At 47.1% G+C, this 16,060-nt stretch carries 19 protein-coding genes; 2 read left to right on the forward strand and 17 right to left on the reverse strand.

What is annotated here, in order from left to right:
• Positions 1-12 precede the first annotated feature (12 nt).
• The 12 genes from DW085_RS13250 to DW085_RS20640 form a co-directional block, all read right to left on the reverse strand.
• Positions 13-825, reverse strand: coding sequence for a mechanosensitive ion channel family protein (locus DW085_RS13250; RefSeq protein ID WP_118493102.1), 813 nt, complete (start codon positions 823-825; stop codon positions 13-15).
• The gene (locus DW085_RS13255; RefSeq protein WP_118493104.1) at positions 813-2,375 is read right to left on the reverse strand and encodes a hypothetical protein; all 1,563 of its coding nucleotides are present in this window, start codon (positions 2,373-2,375) and stop codon (positions 813-815) included. Before DW085_RS13255 ends, DW085_RS13250 begins: the two co-directional genes overlap by 13 nt.
• Positions 2,376-2,486: 111 nt before the next feature.
• Positions 2,487-2,669: a hypothetical protein gene (locus tag DW085_RS13260; protein WP_118493106.1), complete on the reverse strand. Its 183-nt coding sequence runs from the start codon at positions 2,667-2,669 to the stop codon at positions 2,487-2,489.
• Between the two features lie 16 nt (positions 2,670-2,685).
• Positions 2,686-3,318, reverse strand: coding sequence for a hypothetical protein (locus DW085_RS13265; RefSeq protein WP_118493108.1), 633 nt, complete (start codon positions 3,316-3,318; stop codon positions 2,686-2,688).
• A gap of 194 nt (positions 3,319-3,512) precedes the next feature.
• Positions 3,513-4,127 carry a signal peptidase I gene (locus DW085_RS13270; protein ID WP_182430880.1) on the reverse strand — a complete coding sequence of 205 codons (615 nt, stop codon included), beginning with the start codon at positions 4,125-4,127 and terminating at the stop codon, positions 3,513-3,515.
• A 14-nt stretch (positions 4,128-4,141) separates the two neighbouring features.
• On the reverse strand, positions 4,142-4,690 hold the full coding sequence (locus DW085_RS13275; protein ID WP_118493112.1) for a hypothetical protein: 549 nt from the start codon (positions 4,688-4,690) through the stop codon (positions 4,142-4,144).
• 827 nt (positions 4,691-5,517) lie between these two features.
• On the reverse strand, positions 5,518-5,952 hold the full coding sequence (locus tag DW085_RS13280) for a hypothetical protein (RefSeq protein WP_118493114.1): 435 nt from the start codon (positions 5,950-5,952) through the stop codon (positions 5,518-5,520).
• 22 nt (positions 5,953-5,974) lie between these two features.
• Positions 5,975-6,274: a helix-turn-helix transcriptional regulator gene (locus DW085_RS13285; protein WP_118493116.1), complete on the reverse strand. Its 300-nt coding sequence runs from the start codon at positions 6,272-6,274 to the stop codon at positions 5,975-5,977.
• A 357-nt stretch (positions 6,275-6,631) separates the two neighbouring features.
• Positions 6,632-6,859, reverse strand: coding sequence for a hypothetical protein (locus tag DW085_RS13290; protein WP_118493118.1), 228 nt, complete (start codon positions 6,857-6,859; stop codon positions 6,632-6,634).
• A 56-nt stretch (positions 6,860-6,915) separates the two neighbouring features.
• Positions 6,916-8,040 carry a hypothetical protein gene (locus DW085_RS13295; RefSeq protein WP_118493120.1) on the reverse strand — a complete coding sequence of 375 codons (1,125 nt, stop codon included), beginning with the start codon at positions 8,038-8,040 and terminating at the stop codon, positions 6,916-6,918.
• 242 nt (positions 8,041-8,282) lie between these two features.
• A complete protein-coding gene (locus DW085_RS20635; protein WP_347475092.1) occupies positions 8,283-8,873 on the reverse strand; it encodes a DUF2130 domain-containing protein in 591 nt (196 codons plus the stop codon).
• The gene (locus DW085_RS20640; protein ID WP_347475093.1) at positions 8,870-9,643 is read right to left on the reverse strand and encodes a DUF2130 domain-containing protein; all 774 of its coding nucleotides are present in this window, start codon (positions 9,641-9,643) and stop codon (positions 8,870-8,872) included. Before DW085_RS20640 ends, DW085_RS20635 begins: the two co-directional genes overlap by 4 nt.
• A 610-nt stretch (positions 9,644-10,253) precedes the next feature.
• Between DW085_RS20640 and DW085_RS13305 the strand changes: the two genes are divergently transcribed.
• Positions 10,254-11,222 (forward strand): hypothetical protein, encoded by a 969-nt coding sequence (locus tag DW085_RS13305; protein WP_118493121.1) that lies wholly within the window; start codon positions 10,254-10,256, stop codon positions 11,220-11,222.
• Positions 11,223-11,265: 43 nt separating this feature from the next.
• The gene (locus DW085_RS13310) at positions 11,266-12,312 is read left to right on the forward strand and encodes a tyrosine-type recombinase/integrase (RefSeq protein WP_118493123.1); all 1,047 of its coding nucleotides are present in this window, start codon (positions 11,266-11,268) and stop codon (positions 12,310-12,312) included.
• A 179-nt stretch (positions 12,313-12,491) separates the two neighbouring features.
• On the opposite strand, the gene DW085_RS13315 is transcribed toward DW085_RS13310, so the two are convergent.
• The 5 genes from DW085_RS13315 to DW085_RS13335 all read right to left on the reverse strand — a co-directional run bounded on the left by DW085_RS13315 (position 12,492) and on the right by DW085_RS13335 (position 16,027).
• The gene (locus DW085_RS13315) at positions 12,492-12,887 is read right to left on the reverse strand and encodes a hypothetical protein (RefSeq protein WP_118493125.1); all 396 of its coding nucleotides are present in this window, start codon (positions 12,885-12,887) and stop codon (positions 12,492-12,494) included.
• 360 nt (positions 12,888-13,247) lie between these two features.
• Positions 13,248-14,006, reverse strand: coding sequence for a nucleotidyltransferase domain-containing protein (locus tag DW085_RS13320; RefSeq protein WP_182430881.1), 759 nt, complete (start codon positions 14,004-14,006; stop codon positions 13,248-13,250).
• A complete protein-coding gene (locus tag DW085_RS13325; protein ID WP_118493129.1) occupies positions 14,006-14,608 on the reverse strand; it encodes a hypothetical protein in 603 nt (200 codons plus the stop codon). The genes DW085_RS13320 and DW085_RS13325 overlap by 1 nt, the downstream gene beginning before the upstream one ends.
• 36 nt (positions 14,609-14,644) lie before the next feature.
• Positions 14,645-15,259, reverse strand: a complete 615-nt coding sequence (locus DW085_RS13330) for a hypothetical protein (protein WP_118493131.1) — start codon at positions 15,257-15,259, stop codon at positions 14,645-14,647.
• A complete protein-coding gene (locus tag DW085_RS13335) occupies positions 15,260-16,027 on the reverse strand; it encodes a hypothetical protein (protein WP_118493133.1) in 768 nt (255 codons plus the stop codon).
• Positions 16,028-16,060: the final 33 nt, after the last annotated feature.

The following is a 16,060-nucleotide window of genomic DNA, read 5'->3' on the forward strand; positions in this document are numbered from 1 at the left end:
TTCTTCTTTTAGTCAGGACCGGACTGTTACATGCGGATACGGGATCTCGATCCCGGCCTCGGAAAAGTCCCGGATGATGCGCAGACGGATATTGCTGGCCGCGCGGAAACTCTCGTCCACTGTCTCGGTCCAGATGGTCGTCTTGACCGTGCAGCCGGAATCATTCATCGCCGAAAGCAGGACGGAGATTTCTTTTTCCCCGTTTCCCTTACTCTTATCGACGACTGCCGGCTCCGCAAGGACAGCTTTCTCAACAATCTCGATCGCACGTTCTAAGTCACTTTCATACGAAACCGAAACTTCCAAAAACGTTCCAACGACATTGCCATCAAAGTTACTGTTCCTGAGGACCTGTTTGTTGACCACACTGTTTGGTACCAGGATTCGGCTGCCGTCGTATGCGCGGATCACGGTATGACGCATCGTGATCGTTTCCACGATGCCTGCGATCCCCATATCTTCCAACACGATCCGCTCCCCGGTATCAAACGGTTTCGCGAAACTTAAGACCATACCGGCGATCACATCTGCCAGGACAGCCTGCGCCGCAAATCCGATCACGGCTACCATCAGGCTGGCACTCTGGAAAAGTGTCAGGGCAAATTCCCGGGTCATGGAAAACTGCATACAAAAGGCCGCGACCGCAGCGATTGCAATGAGACCCTTGGCGCAGGATACCGCAAAGCGGACGTGCAACGAATTCCTGCGTTGTTCCAGGCGCTTGCCGGCAACCCTCGCGACATTCCAGGAAGCCAAGAATACTGCAAGGATGAGAACGCTTCGTAGCGCCGTCCTGCCGGCAGGGGACATCATCAGTTCGTGCACGGCGTATCCCCCTCTTCTTCTGTTCTCTTTGTTTTCTCAAGTTCCGGGATTTTCGGGATCCAGTCTTCCTCGCATGGTTTCAATAATCCGTCCGGTATATATTCAGTCAGCGCAGAGTGACTGGCCGGCGCCATGTCGATCAGGTGCATGTCGTCACTGCCGTCCGGGTTTACCCCGTTGAACATGACATCTAAGGACCACTGGCCTTCCAGGTCCAGATATGGCAGTAATGCTTCTACCTTACTGACGACTTTTTCCTTATACTTTTCGTATTTTGCCATCAGCACCGGCTCATGTGCGGCGTACACGATGTAATCGTGGACCTTATCCGGATTACGGTAGTCATCTTCCAGAGAAAAGCGTTTTTTCATGGTCTTCGGATCCCAGTACGGGGCGATTCCGAGGACCTTCTTTTCCGTTGCGTCAATAAAAACGCGCATCTCCAGCCTGAGTGGCAGTCCGAAATAGATTTCCGGTACTGTCTCTTTTGGCTCAATATATTCCCGTACCGCCCATTCGACCGTGGTCTGCATGCCGTAAATACATGGCGTGTTTGTTGAACCGGCCAGTGAAACTCCCTTGAAATGATTATACAGAAGATACTCGCCGAGTTCATGCACCTCTTTCGGTCCTGCTACCCTGGCGTTGCGGAAATCGAATTTCGAGGACGATGTCCCGGTGCGGACAAAATACGTCTCATTCTCATCCAGCCGGAACACCCTGTAACAGTAATCATCCACGATCTTTAACGTGGTTGGTGTGTGAGTGGCATATTCTATTCTGGTGAGCTGTAAGAGCGTTAACGGTACCTTGATCACGGTCGTCTTCGGGATCTTGAAATAGTTCTGTTTTTTTACTGCCTCCACCAATGCCGGCAGCCAATGCCCCATGGAATCCTGATTTCTGTCGATGATGGCGTACATCAGGCCGTCCAGATCCAAAAGGTCAAGTCCTTGCCGGAATTTGTTATATGCGTAACGCCTTGTTTCCAGCGGAAGTTTCTGGGACTTGGATCTTAAATACATGGAACACAAAAACTTTCCGTTTTCATCCTCTTTGACGGCACAGTCCCTTTTCATCAGATTTGCGGTGCATTCCGGGCGGAGCGGCGCCGGCACGGCCATGACTTCTTCCTTCGTGACCATTTCATGGTCCGGCAATGCTGGCGGGTCGGATATGGACGCATCTTTTCCATCATAGCGGTAAACCGGGGTCAAGGAAACTAGCTCCGTTACAATTCTTTGAATCAGTTCTTCCAGATCCGCCGATACTTCCCGGTCCATTCCTGCTGCCGTCTGCTTTGCATTTGGCAGTCCGTCGTAAGAAACGTTCCAGCCGCTGATCACTTCCCTGTGATAAGCTTTTTCGAATGCTTCCAGCGCCTCCGGTGTTGTCCTCAAAAACGCAGCCAGGTCATCTTTTCCGGTTAAGGATTCGTCCTTGTGGCTCGAAAGAACCTTTGTGGCCATGTCGATAAATCCTTCCATCCATACCTGCAGCCCGCCGGATGGCGGTGCCTGTTTCTTCTCTTTTTCTCTATTTTCCCTCATGATTTCTTCTCCTTATTATTTTCCCCTTGCGTATGAGAAAAGACTCCCGGGACTGCGGCTGCGGTCCTGGGAGTTCTCTGTTTTTCAGTTACAAACGGATTGTGGCAAAGATCATATCAATTCTGCATCCGCACCAACATCCTCCATAATCGCCAATGCTTCGTCTGTATCGAACTCATCGACCATGTAGCGGTTATCACTGTCGAAGTCGTACTCGATTCCGGCTTCGTCCAAACGATCATTGATCTCCTCTAACAGTTCTGTTTCTGCTTCTCTGACATAAATTCTATCCATGTTATTCTCTCCTTTTTTAATGTTCAACAAACGTAAAATCGGTCGGTATCAGCTTCACTGGCCAGCGGTAATGCCCGTCGCTCCAGATAGTACGGGAGCCGGCGCTGCGTTTCTGCAGCGTGATGGTGTCTCCCTTATGGATCGTTCCGCCGCCGTAGTCATCGTCGGACTGAAAGCGTATCCATGAGAATGCTGGCAGCCCGTTTAAGATTTTTCGGCTTTTCTGCCTCCTATTTGCCTCTTTGGCATGCTCCATGCATGATTTTCTCCATGCAAGCGCTGTTGCATTTTCCGTGTCACTCAAGCATTTCAAAATCCCGACCGGACACTCGTTTGCTGCCGGTCCCACACTCTCGTCCATATCCTTATAAGAAAAGTTATAATAGGTCCTGTTGTTTGAGAGTGTTAAGAAAACGACCGCGTGTGTCTTCTGCTCTTCTTCCGGGATCAACTCAAACAGATCGCCCTTTCCTGTCCTTCGCATTAACGGACGGATCGCCGCATAATACGTGGATCCGACCATGGCAGATCTTACGACAGCAAAATGGCCTGCGTTTAATCCTTCCAGCCAGTATGCATCACATTCCCGTTTCCGGTCGATCTGCCCTCTCCTGTCATAATATTTTGCGTGGTAACTTGTCCATCCCATTTTTTTCTCCTTTCTCGATACCTTTATGAATGCTTACGCGTTCAGTATGTAATTTTGATTGACGGTTTGCCGGTGTATTTGATACGGTTTGGATAGGAATGCGTCCGGGTCCGGCACACCCAAGGAGAATTGTGCGTTTTGCGTCCAAAATGGACGAAAGACCCGCAGAGTTGGTGTTCCGCGGGTCTTTTTGCTTATGGAGTTGGTGTTTCGGGCTTTTTTCCTTCTTTCGGATGTTTTGCGAGTGCTGCCGGCTCTTCCCGATGTGTTGTGTCAGATGCCGGGACCGGTTCTCGTCTTTCCTGTTTTTCTTCCTGTTCTTCTTTCTCTGCTTTTCCGGCCAGGGCGCTCACGACCATGGACATTGCGTTCAGTAAGATGACCCAGAAGATTGCCACAAAGGTGACTTTTGATTTCTGTGCGAATAAACGGCCCGCATATGGGATCGAATAACGGTATGTTCCGACGATCTGCTCCTGTTTTACAGAATTTGCATCTTCCACTTCATTTGCATCACCCTTTGTAACATATCCGTCCGGTCCTTCTTTTACGATGCGGTGGGTGACGTATTTTTTTGAGCCGGTCTCGCCAATCTGATAGGTAACCACATCGCCGACCGCGACGTCTTTATCATGGGTGTCGATAAATGCCACCGCTCCCGTATGAATCTGCGGTTCCATGGATCCGGATTCCACGATATACGGCATAATGCCGGCAAATTTCGGAACGATAAAGGCAGCGGCAACTATGAGCACGATAACGCTGACAGTTAACCCCAGTAAAGAAAAGATTTTGGATAATAGTTTCACGTTTTTTCCTCCTCTTATCGATCGCTACAGTCGTTGATAGCGCCCAATATGACGCCGTCCCCGCCTGATACGATCTTCTGATATATTTCATCGTCCGGCAGGTCATTCACCTCCGGTCCCAGGAAATAGATCAGATGCTTCCGTCCGGGCTTCCATTCACACCAGACGCTTCCTATTTTTTTATCATACTCTTTTACGATATAACGGGGCTCCTTGTTGGAAGCATAAATCGCGTGTGCGAGCGGCGCATTGCGGACCGCATGCTGCTCTGCGTTCCGGCATGTGATCTTAACATAGTCATCCAGCATGTCGAAGGAATATTCCTCGTCAAATTTTATGCAGGCCTCCTCTAAGGGCATTTCATATGCCGCAATGGTTCTTCCGAGGAGAAAATTTGCCGTTTCGCAAAAACGCTGCGGCGCATCCGGTGCCTCCGCTTTTTTGAGATCAAAATATGCGTCCGGAAGCTGCCTGTGTTCCGCTTCATAAAGCGTTCCCTCGATCCAGCGTTGCTGGCTTCTTTTCCGGATCCCGAACAGATCCAATCGTTTCTTGCCTTCCAAAATTCAGACCTCCTTTCATCCAATACAGTATGTCGCACGTAGGATTTGGTCTGCATTTTTGCGGATAACACTTTTTGGTCAAAAAAAGACAGGCAGAAATAAAATCTGCCTATCCTCCATAACATATTCTATCTGGTAATTTGCCTTATCGCTTGCCAAAATGCGCTTGATTTCCGGTAAGCGTGGCAAACGCATCCCCGTACCTACGGGGCGGATCTGTAAGACTTGCGGCAAAGAGTGTCGCACGCAGGTTCATCCCCGTGTATACGGGGCGGATGTGGATATGAAAAAGAAAGACTTGCAGAGATTAGGTTCATCCCCGTGTATACGGGGCGGATATACAGAAGCCTTAATCTGGTCTTGTTCTGTGTGGCTCATCCCCGTGTATATGGGGCACATCATCCTGTGGTATAATAGGATTGGCTATTTGTGAGATACATCCCCGTGCATACGGGGCAGATTTGCGTAGTGTTATCACTATCTGAGCGTGCCAAGGTTCATCCTCGTGTATACGGGGCAGATTCTCCCACAACTGTACACCCTGTTCCTTCCATGGGTTCATCCCCGTGCATACGGGGCAGATGCGACCAGCGGTCCGGACAGGCAATAGTCCTCCGGTTCATCCCCGTGTGTACGGGGCAGATACTAAATTTCCCAAAAGTCTCTGAGCTACAAAATCGCCAATCCCATCTTAAACGCCCATGGTAGAATCAGTGTGCGTCATCTTTTCTGAATATGTTTTTGCGGATAACACTTTTTGGTCGAAAAACGGACAAAATGATAATCTCAGCCTTCCATACATGCTCCATCACAATAAGATGACCGATTCACTCAGATTTTCTGATAGCAATACATTTTTTCTTTGGCATCTGCTCGAACAGGCTTTCATCTCCAGTTTTCTCAAATTCGTCAAGCATTTTGCAGATTGTCTTTTCTGCGCTTGTGATTCCAGTACTACTATCCGCAATAATACCTGCATCACAAAGCTCCTGTAATACTTGGATCTGTTTGTCCGTATAGTGATGCGGTAGAATGAACTGATCATACCATACAGCGCCATATCCCGTATGTTCGATCAGCCAATGCAATGGTGCCGCTCTCATTGGCATCATGCGGTCAAGTTTATCCCTCGATTCGTTGGCAACTTCGATCAACTTATAAACATGCCCTGGTATAGCATATTCGATGTTTCCATCTGGAGCGATTACTGCCTCGCAATAGCAAATTCCGGTGTGTTGCGCGATAAATTCGCTTGCTGTCATAGCCGGCCTCCTTCTGATTTTTTCACTGCAATTTTCGCAGGCTCGATAAGACTTCCAGCAATAACTTCTGATGGGTATATCCATGCTTTTGCTGAATTGCAATCCATGTTTCGATAAATCCCTTAGGAAGCCCGAGATGTCTGGAGTAAGTATTCAGGATCTTGCCTGATGGGTGCTTCCTGCCATTTTCTACTTCGCTGATGTACGAGGCTGAAATTCCAAGTGTTGCTGCCGCGTCCCGTATGCTCCAATCCATGCAGATTCTGAGTATTCTCAAAACGTCTGCCTGTGCCCCTGCGGTAATAAATTCTTCGTGCGTCATAATTATTTCCAATTCCTTTTCTCATCTTAGTGTTTCGCGATCAATTGGCATCAGTATGTGCGATAAATCCAATATTATTTTTTGCGGATAACACTTTTTGGTCAAAAAAAAAGGCAGACGGGAAACCGCCTGCCTTGGTGTTGTAGTTGTTCAGGGCCATTTAATCTGTATCAGTTTTAGGATAATATGGACCATACCATATCCAATCCCGGAGAAAAATATCAATCCGTCAGTTGCGGATATTCTCCCTTTTTTCTTCTGGAAAAGGCTTAACCCTATTACATCTACAATGATCAAACAAACATATAAAATCACATCCGTAGTCACCGCTATTTTCCTCCGCGTTTTTGAGAATGTTTAATTTTCCAGATATGCGTCGATTTTTGCAACCAACAGATCGCAAAGACTCAGAATTCCTGCAGTTCCATGGTTTAAATCGTCGTCGTCATACACCTCATCAGAAGCCTGGTTTGCGAGATCGGCAAGGTTCTGCAGAAGCATTCGCATGTCTTTTGTTACACAATTATCTGGAGTTGATTCTACGCGTTTTTTTGTATTAAATGTCTGCTCTGTATTGGTGTTCATCTTTTTTCTCCTTTTTAAAAATGGCTCTCTTGGTCCAATTCCGTTTTGCACAGCTATCAGCCAAGGATCTGCATCTGGAATCCACCATGACAGAATCCGTATTCATTGGAGAGCCAATCGGACACATCATCTGATAAAGCGTGTTCGTTAATGGATCCATCCTCATTTTTATAATCTACTACTCGGAATCTATCAAACACGGTCACTGTTTCCGGAAGATCCAATTCATCATCCTCATCTGGATCGTAGTCATCATCGGACGTATCCCATTTGATGTCGTGGATATATAGGTCCAAGTAAGCATGCTGCGGATCGGTGTGCGAATTAACTGTCTTTTGGAACAGTAACTTGATCGTCTCACCTAAATCTTCCGCACTCATTTCATCCACCTGGATGGTAACATCCGCGGAAACGGTATGAAGAGCTGCCCGCTCGTGATGAACACAAATAAAGGCTTCTGTTTCCGTGCTTCCGCGCTCCATCATTCGCTTTATCAAGACGCCGTCCGCGGCGTCAGTCATGATGATATACAAGGGTCTGTCATGATACCATTTTCTTAATATCTGGCAGCCGATCCAGTCAGTCACATATAAATCTGCCATGCCAAGCTGTAATCTGGTCACACAGTACTGACGTCCTTCAGTCTCCGCGTAAGACGCAACTTCCCATTCCGGAATCAAACTCATTTCTTTTTCCGTGAAAACGTTATATGCGTCTTTGTCTTTCTGGTCGCACGGTTTTGTTGTATAAGGCCGCGCCAGCTCCCAGCTGTACTTATCGTGCAGATACTGTGCTGCTTCCACATACGCGACGCCTGACCGTTTAACTAAAACAACCAGAGGTCTTCCATTGTGATAATGCATAGCACTTAATTTGTTCACAAGTGGCTGGGTTTCATCGAAATGATACTGGTAATGCTTCATCAGCATTTCTTGAAATGTCGTATACGGAAATGCCGCCGCCGGGAAACTATCAGGGGTATGCAAATAATCGCCTTCCACGAATTCTTCTCGTACCGCTTCCAAAAGTCCGTCGTCCGGATCCTCGCTCAATAAATCATCGACAACCCACTGAAGTTCCTCCAATACGGACTCCGGGTAATTTTCCTTTGCGAATGCCATCCGCAGGAAAAAATATGCCATGGATGAAAGTGCTTGCTTTGTCATTCCTTCTTTTCTCATTTATTTTTTCTCCTTTCTCAATACCTTATATATAGGTTCAATGACAGTATGCGGATAAGACAGGCTAATTTTATGCGAAAATGGCGCTAAGCGGCTCCGGATTTGCATTGTCGCACACATCGCATCCGAAAATATATAGTGACGCCCTCTCATGGCTAAAGTCACGAGCATTCTTGTGCCATGCTGGTAAAGCAAAAAACAGGACCGTCAAATGACGATCCCGTTCTGGATGGGTAAAATTTCTATTCTTTCTCCGATTCCGGAAGCACAGCCTGGGCCTGTGTGTCTGCAAACATCTGCTGCATTGTCTTGTTTCCACGCGTCAGACGTTTAATTGTCAGATCATCCAGCTTATTATTTGCAAGCCGCAGATTGTTCTCTGAGGACAACAGATTATCCTTTACTTTCTGCAAATGATCGATCGTTTTGTCGATTTCATCGATTGCCTTAGAAAAACGATCGCTGGCAAGTGTATAGTTACGACCGAACTTGTCCTTGAAATCCAGAAGTTTGGCTTCGAAGTTTGTCACATCAATATTCTGCGCTTTCTGCTCCTCAAGTTCCCGCTTATAGGCGATGGAGCTTCGTGCCGCATTACGGATGATAGTAATGAACGGAATCAAGAACTGAGGACGGATTACATACATCTTCGGATATACATGGCTCATATCCACGATTCCGTTGTTGTAGAATTCATTGTCCGCTTCCAGCATAGTTACCAGGACGGCATATTCGCAGCCTTTTTCCCGGCGGTCCTTATCCAGTTCCTTGAGGAAATCTGTGTTTTTATGCTTGCTGGCTGTGGTCTCGTTTTCATTCTTCATCTCCATCATGATGAAACGTATTCCATTCCGTTTTCATCATAGTCACGGAAAATAAAATCTCCCTTACTACCACTGGCAGAGACTTCGTTGTCTTTCTCGAAGTATGCATTCTGGAATCCGATGGCGCGCACCTGATTAAACGCTGCCTCACAGTGCTGCTCCAAAGTCTCTCCGATCATCTTAGTGGACTGACGGGCCTTTAAATCACGGTAATATTCCACAAGCGCGTCCTTATCTTTCAGCTGTCCTTCATAGCGTGCCACAAGCTCCTGCTCATGCAGTTTTGCCTGTGCTTCGGCTATTTCATTTTTGGCCTTCAGATTGGCAACCACTTCCTGCTGTTTTGCGAAGCGTTCATTCGCTTCGGCCTCGGCTTTGGCAACTGCCAGCTCCGTGTCTGTTTTTGCGGAGCGGACCTGTTCATGCAGTTTTGTAATTTCCAGTTCTTTCTCTGAGAGAATGGCACCGTATTTCTGCTCCGCTTCATTGGCAGAAAGCTTCGCGGCAGTTTCTGCATTTTCCTTTGCTGCTTTCAGATCGCTGCGCAGGTTCTGCATCTGGGAATCCAGTTCATGCTCCTTTTCACGGAATTCCATGGCGGCCTGTGCTTTTGCAAGCTCCACAGCTTTTTCACGTTCTGTTTCCATGACGCGTTTCTGCTCTTCCAGATCCGCCTGGAACGCGTCATCACGGATCTGCTTAATGATTGCTGCATATCCGTTCTCATCAACCTCAACAGCTTTTCCGCAATGCGGGCAGATAAATGTATATTCCTTCATTTTTTTCTCCTTTCTCAATACCTTATATATAGGTTCAATGACAGTATGCGGATAAGACAGGCTAATTCTATGCGAAAACGGCGCTAAGCGGCTCCGAATTCGCATTGTCGCACACAATGTATCTCAAATGCTTATTTTTCAAATATTTACATATCCGTAATGCCATATTGAATTATTGATATATGTTATTGTACGTTTACAAGGAACTATAAATGAGTTTAAAAATGAGTATTCTGATATTAAATATGTAATACAGACTATACATTGATTTTTTGTGCAATGACAGTCAATTATACCCCCGTTTTTTCAGGGCTTTTTCCGTTTTAGATTTGTTTCGTAAAATAACTATTTTACGAAACAAAACACCCAGTTTTTGCCCGGAATCCACTTAATTTTTGCTATTGTGTCTCGCTACCCTCTTATTTTCTGATAATTTTCCTGAGCGATTTCTGGTGTTCACAACGTCCATGAGCCCATTCTGGCCTCTAAAAATCGCTCTCAGCGTTCTATGTATAGACAATCATTGTATAGCATTGTATAGAATATATTTTTCTTACATTTGACTCCAAACCCGGCTTATGCTATAATATAAAAAAAGGAGGGCACCCCCATGGCAAATACAGAACAAAAACCCGAAAAAGAGTTAAAACAGGTCAATTTCCGCGTCGATCCGGACACAGCGAACGCATTCCGGGAATTTTGCACGTTAAACGGCATGAATCAGGCGCAGGGCTTCGACCATGTCATGCAGGTATTAGAATTAAACAGCGCAAAGACGGTATGTGCAGGACGCGCAGTGGAAATTGAGGATTTTGAGCAGCACACGAAGGCACTGCTCTCCTCTTACTTAAAGAGCTTGGAATTATGCGACCGAGCGGAAACACGTGCAAGGGAACGGTTTGACGGGGAATTAAAGCAGAATGCCCGCACGATTGCAGACTTAAATAGGCAGAATGAGGAGTTACGCGCATCATTGCTGAAAAGCCAGGCTGATCAGACGGAAGCTGAAAAGAGAAATGAAGAATATAAAGACCGGCTCCTTTACTCAGACCGGGCGCTTGCGGAACAGAATCAGTCCATGCAGATCTTAAAGGAACAGGTGGAACAGATGAGGACTCAGGTGGAGGACCAGAAACAGCTTCAGGCGGAGCTTTCTGCCCTGCGCAGTGAAAAGGAAGGTCTGGCTGCAAGGACGAGTGCCGCCATATCCCAGGTAGAACGACTGAATGAGGAAATTACTTCCCTGCGTAAGGAAAAGAATAAGTCGGACGTTACTCTCAAAGAGCAGGCAGCAGACGTTTTAAGGCTCACGAATGAGTCTGAGCGTCTGAAAAAGGCCCTGGCAAAAGCAGAGGGAGAAAAAGCAGCGGCGGACAGTTTGTTAAAATCCATGGAAGCTGATAAGAAGAATGAGATGGAACGGGCAGCCCTTCAGGCTCAGTTGGAAAAGGAGCGCGCCGTGGCAGCAAAGGAAAAGGAACTGCAGAAAGAAATGATGGCATTAAGGCAGGAGTCCATGCGACTTTCCGCGGAGCTGGACTATATCAAGCAGCACGGGAACCATCAGGCGGCCCGGTAACAGATGTCATGGATCTTAAGGGAAAGAAAAGGAGGTATGGCTTATGAGCCACTCCCGGTATTTTGCCGGACGTGATGAGAAAAACGAGGAAAAGCTGGCACACCTGTTAGCTGCTCTCCCACCCTACTGCAAGGATTATTTCCGAGGCATCCGTCCCGCCACGACCTCGATGACCCGCGTGGCATACGCGTATGACCTATCCATGTTTTTTACATTCTTAAGAAACAGTCCGGATGCGTCCCTGCGCGCCATATGCGAGGCTGAAAGGCCGGAATGCCTGTCAGCCATTACCAAGCAGGATGTGGAATGTTACCTGGAATATCTGGAAGGGAATGGCGCATCCCCGAATGACGGACCCCGTAACCGGACTCAGGGGATCCGACGCAGATTTTCCTCTTTAAAAAGTTTCCTTTCGTACTTCTGCGAAGCTAAAGCGATTCCTGTAAACCCAACGGATGCGACCAGAATGCCAAAGCTCCGGGAAAAAGAGATTATCCGGATGGATCAGGATGAGATGCGGGAATTCTTAACAGAGCTGGAAAATGGCACTGGGCTTTGCGGGAAGGAAATCGCGTACCATGGGCGGTTCCAGGTGCGAGATAAAGCGATGTTATCCTTAATGCTCGGGACCGGAATCCGTGTGTCGGAGTGCGTCGGCCTCGACCTTGAGGATATCGACCTGACGAAAAATGCCGCCCACATCCAAAGAAAAGGTGGCAGGGAAGCAACGGTCTATTATAATGACGAGGTTAAGAAAAACCTTCGGGTGTACCTTGAGGAACGCACCGGGCAGCAGGCCGCGTCCGGGCATGAGAGTGCCCTGTTCTTATCAAGGGAACAGCGCAGAATCTCCGTGCGCGGTGTGGAATATCTGGTCAAAAAGTACGCGTCTGTCGTTACTCCGGATAAGCGCATTACCCCGCATAAATTAAGGAGCAGTTACGGTACGGCCCTGTATGCGAAAACTAATGATATTTACCTGGTCGGCAGCGTTCTCGGCCATAAAAACATCAATGTCACTGCAAAGTTCTATACGGATATTGAAGAAAAGAAGAAAAAGAGCGTGAAAGACCTGGATCTGCTGAATTAATTTTTGACGCTTTAGCGTTTTAAAGTGAAAGACACAAAAAATGGGCATTGCTCATTTAGGATAACCAAGCGGGAATCCTCGGCCATTCAATGACCGAGTCGTTCACCAAAATCAGGCAAGAGTCGCAATACCATTGCACACAAAAAGACCCCCATCTGACATAGTCAGGTGGGGTTAGCTTATTGTATAACCGTTGTAGTTACTGGAACGTATAATAAATATTCGGTTTTCAGGAGCATTCCCGCAAGATTATAATTTTCTGTTATTTCTAATGCGTAATCTTCTCTGCTTACATCTTCCTTCACCGGAATATCTTCCATATCTTTCCCGTCAATGCTAACGATATACTGCGTATCTAATTTTAGGATGTGGCAGTCTGTCCGCATCGTTTTCCTTATCTGATATGGCTCAGCAAATACAAATAACACAGAGCATATCAGAAGAAATAATCCTGGGAAAAAGAATGCCGCAAAATACACAGATTTCTTCTTCCGAATCCCAAGCAACACCAAAATAATGCCGATTACCATGACTGTTATAAGCATGATCACATTTTTCCAGATTATAGTTCCCATGACGATATCCGCCTCCTTTCGAATCATTGTTGTACAAACAGTATGTCGCACGTTGGGAAAAATATTTTTTGCGGATAACACTTTTTGGTAAAAGTTCAATGTACAGCAGCTTTCCGTACGGGACAGCCGGCTGGGCATAGCCCTCGATCAGTTCTTGCCCGTTTCCCGGATCGGTGTACGGTCTGGTCGGGCAAGAACGAATGTTCGCGGGTATACCTGCGCCACCATAATAGCACACCATACACAAGATTGTCTACTCCCCCCCATTTCAAAAAAAGGAAAGTCTCTTGACGAAACTTTCCTTTGTATGTGATTGCTTATGCTTTCTGATTCGTCCGTTCTTCCGAGCGTTTAAGACGATTATCGTAAAACTACGGACCGGAAGAATTCATCCAGTGTTTTTAAATCTCGCTTCTCCTGTTCCGGATGGTTGTTCAACCACAGCCGGATCCGTTCATCGATACTGGAAGCCAGCTCGCAGGTCAACGTATATGGTGCATCCTTATGGCCACTTTTGCACAGCTCCAGCAGCTTCCTGCACTCTTCTGCGTCCTGCGTGCCTGGCAGCACAGTCTGATTGATTAATGTCACGATATCGACCGGTGGTGCCGCATGGTACTGCATCGTATAAATAGCCTGCATGGCGGTCCGCATGATACCGAGGCAGTTCTTTGTCTGTTTCCTTCCGGATCTTATTTCCTTCCGGAACGATTGGAGCGTCCCCATCTTCGCATAAAGGATTGGTTTTTCCGCAAAGTACGGACGTGCGGCGTTTTTTAACTGTTCCATAAATCCGAGACGGTCCAGGATCACAGGCGACTGTATCCATTCCCAGAACGTGGCATTGGACTTTGCAACATGTGATAAGGTGCGCTTTAATTCCCATCCGCTGATGTCAAGATCGCCCTCCATCACATCAATGGAATCTTTCGGCGATGAGAGACTTAAGTACCGTTCCATCGGATATACGTAGATCAGCCGGATATCGTGATCGCTGTCTTCGGATGCATAGCCATATGCATGACTTCCATATTCCACGGCTGACAGGATCCGCATCTGATATTCGGTTTCCAGCTCGCTCAATCTGGCTAAAATTTCCTCTTTCTTCTTGCTTTCCATCAGCATTCTCCTTTCTTTGCGGCATCTCTCATGACGCTGCCCAATTCCAGTGAGGTGCCGATCACAAAATCCTCTTTTGACCAGAATACAGATTCCTTCAGTCTTTCATTTTTAAACATGGAATCCAGTGCCTGGTCCAGCTGCGGTTTTGGAATTTCTGCCTTAACAGCTTCCACTGTACGGGCTCCGCTTTCGTACAACCACTTGGAAAGGTACCACGTTTTGCAGTGGAATCCGTCCGCGATTTCAAACAGTCCGACATATCCAGCTTTGACCGCCTGCTCCCAGGCTTTTTCTGTTACCATCAGGGAAAGCAGATCCGTCATCAGGGATTCCAGCTCGTAATCAAGCGTATACGGTTCTCCATTCTGCGCGATTTTTTCTTCGTGTTTTTCCGGATGTGCTGCAATGATCGCCTGACGGAGTTTCTGCTCGCTGTATCCTGGCTCCATATCAAGGTTATCCTCGACACAACCATTGGCATCCTGGCTCCAGAATGCGATCTTTTTGTTTCCGAGGTACAGATCACCCTGCGCCGCGGCTCCTTCCTTTCCTTCAAAATATTTTAATTTTTTGACTGTTAATCCGTTAATACTTGCCATCTTTTTCTCTCCTCTTCTTTTGTCCTTTTTTGCTCCTTACCAGTTCTGTTCCGCACTGCACGCATGATCTGGGATCATTTCCACGTTTTTGCCGCAGTCATCGCAGACCCAGTTACCGTTCTCATCTTCTACCAGGTATGCGCAATCCAAACAGCGTTCTTTTCGCTGTTTGGTGACTTCCTCCGTCAGGATGATGTCCGGATTTAAGATAACGATGGAGTCACAATCCCATGACCGGAGCGCATTTCCGACAGGACCGCTGCCGGCCTGTCTGAACTCGTCCCCGTACCATGCCAGTTCCACAGCATCAATCCCGAGCCGGACACATTTTTCGAAGTCCGGCAGGTACATTCCGTATACCGCTGGGTTCGGATTCTCGCGCATCGGGAGAGCGGTAAGGTCTTTCATCGAGTGGATTGTGTATACACTCGCATCCGGCAGGAGCGTAAAATCAAAATGCTTCCGGAGGGATTTTGTCTGGTAGTGCGCACATCTGCAGAACTCTTCCCATCCGTGGCTTGCATCCACGCGTGATGCCCACAACCCGCCATATGGCTTGCTGCGGCTCGGATCATTTACGATCTTTCCAAAATATTCCGGATGAAAGGTTTCGGATCCAAAATGTCTGTATGTGATATGCTCGGTTCCCATTTAGTTTTCCTCCTTGTCTGCAAATTCCTGCGTAGCTGCTAAGAAACTCTGTACAAATGGACCAGCCAGGAATTTTTCTGTGGCATCATCGTATTTCCCGTTGCCATAGTCATGCCAGTAGTCTTTGTGCCTCTTCAGTAACTCCGTTCCGGTTTTCCGCGACAGCAGGTCACCGGCAGAAATGTACAGGCTGACGTCACAGTTATGCTCTGCCTTTTCCGGATTTTTGATGAAAATGAGATCCTGCTCTTTGTCGTAAATCCCGTAGATGCTGACCGCGAAATCCTTTAAATACGGTAATTTCTGCAGCAGCAGCTCCTCGATGACTTTTCCGGCAAATCTGGACTGATACGGACTTGTCATCAGGACGATGGTTCCATTATCCATCACGGTACGTGACCAGCCGCTCCTATTTTCTGTAAATTCCGTGCGTGTATGCTTCACAAAACGAATGCCTAAAGATGTTTCATCCCGGTGTCCGCGAACTGCAATTTCTTTTGCCATATCGGATTTTGCCGCATGGTGTTTGCACGCAATCAGGATCTCTTTGTCCGAGAAGTAGTCATGCAGATAGTTGTAGCTCGCAAAGAACTCCCGCATGAATGCGGTATTGTAGGTTTTATCCTGCATACGTTCTTTAACGATTGCCTGATGCTCCCGTTCCCTCGCTTCTTCCTGCAGTCCGACCGCGTCTTTGACCAGGCGCTCCATTAATTCCTCATCGGAAATCTTCATCCATTTTTTGATATAATCAAGATCAATTCTCATAATATGTTTTTCTCCTTTGTTCGTTTGTTTTTC

It is taken from the genome of Clostridium sp. AF50-3, from assembly GCF_003477445.1.
In the GTDB taxonomy this organism is placed as follows: Bacteria; Bacillota; Clostridia; order Lachnospirales; family Lachnospiraceae; genus Otoolea; species Otoolea fessa.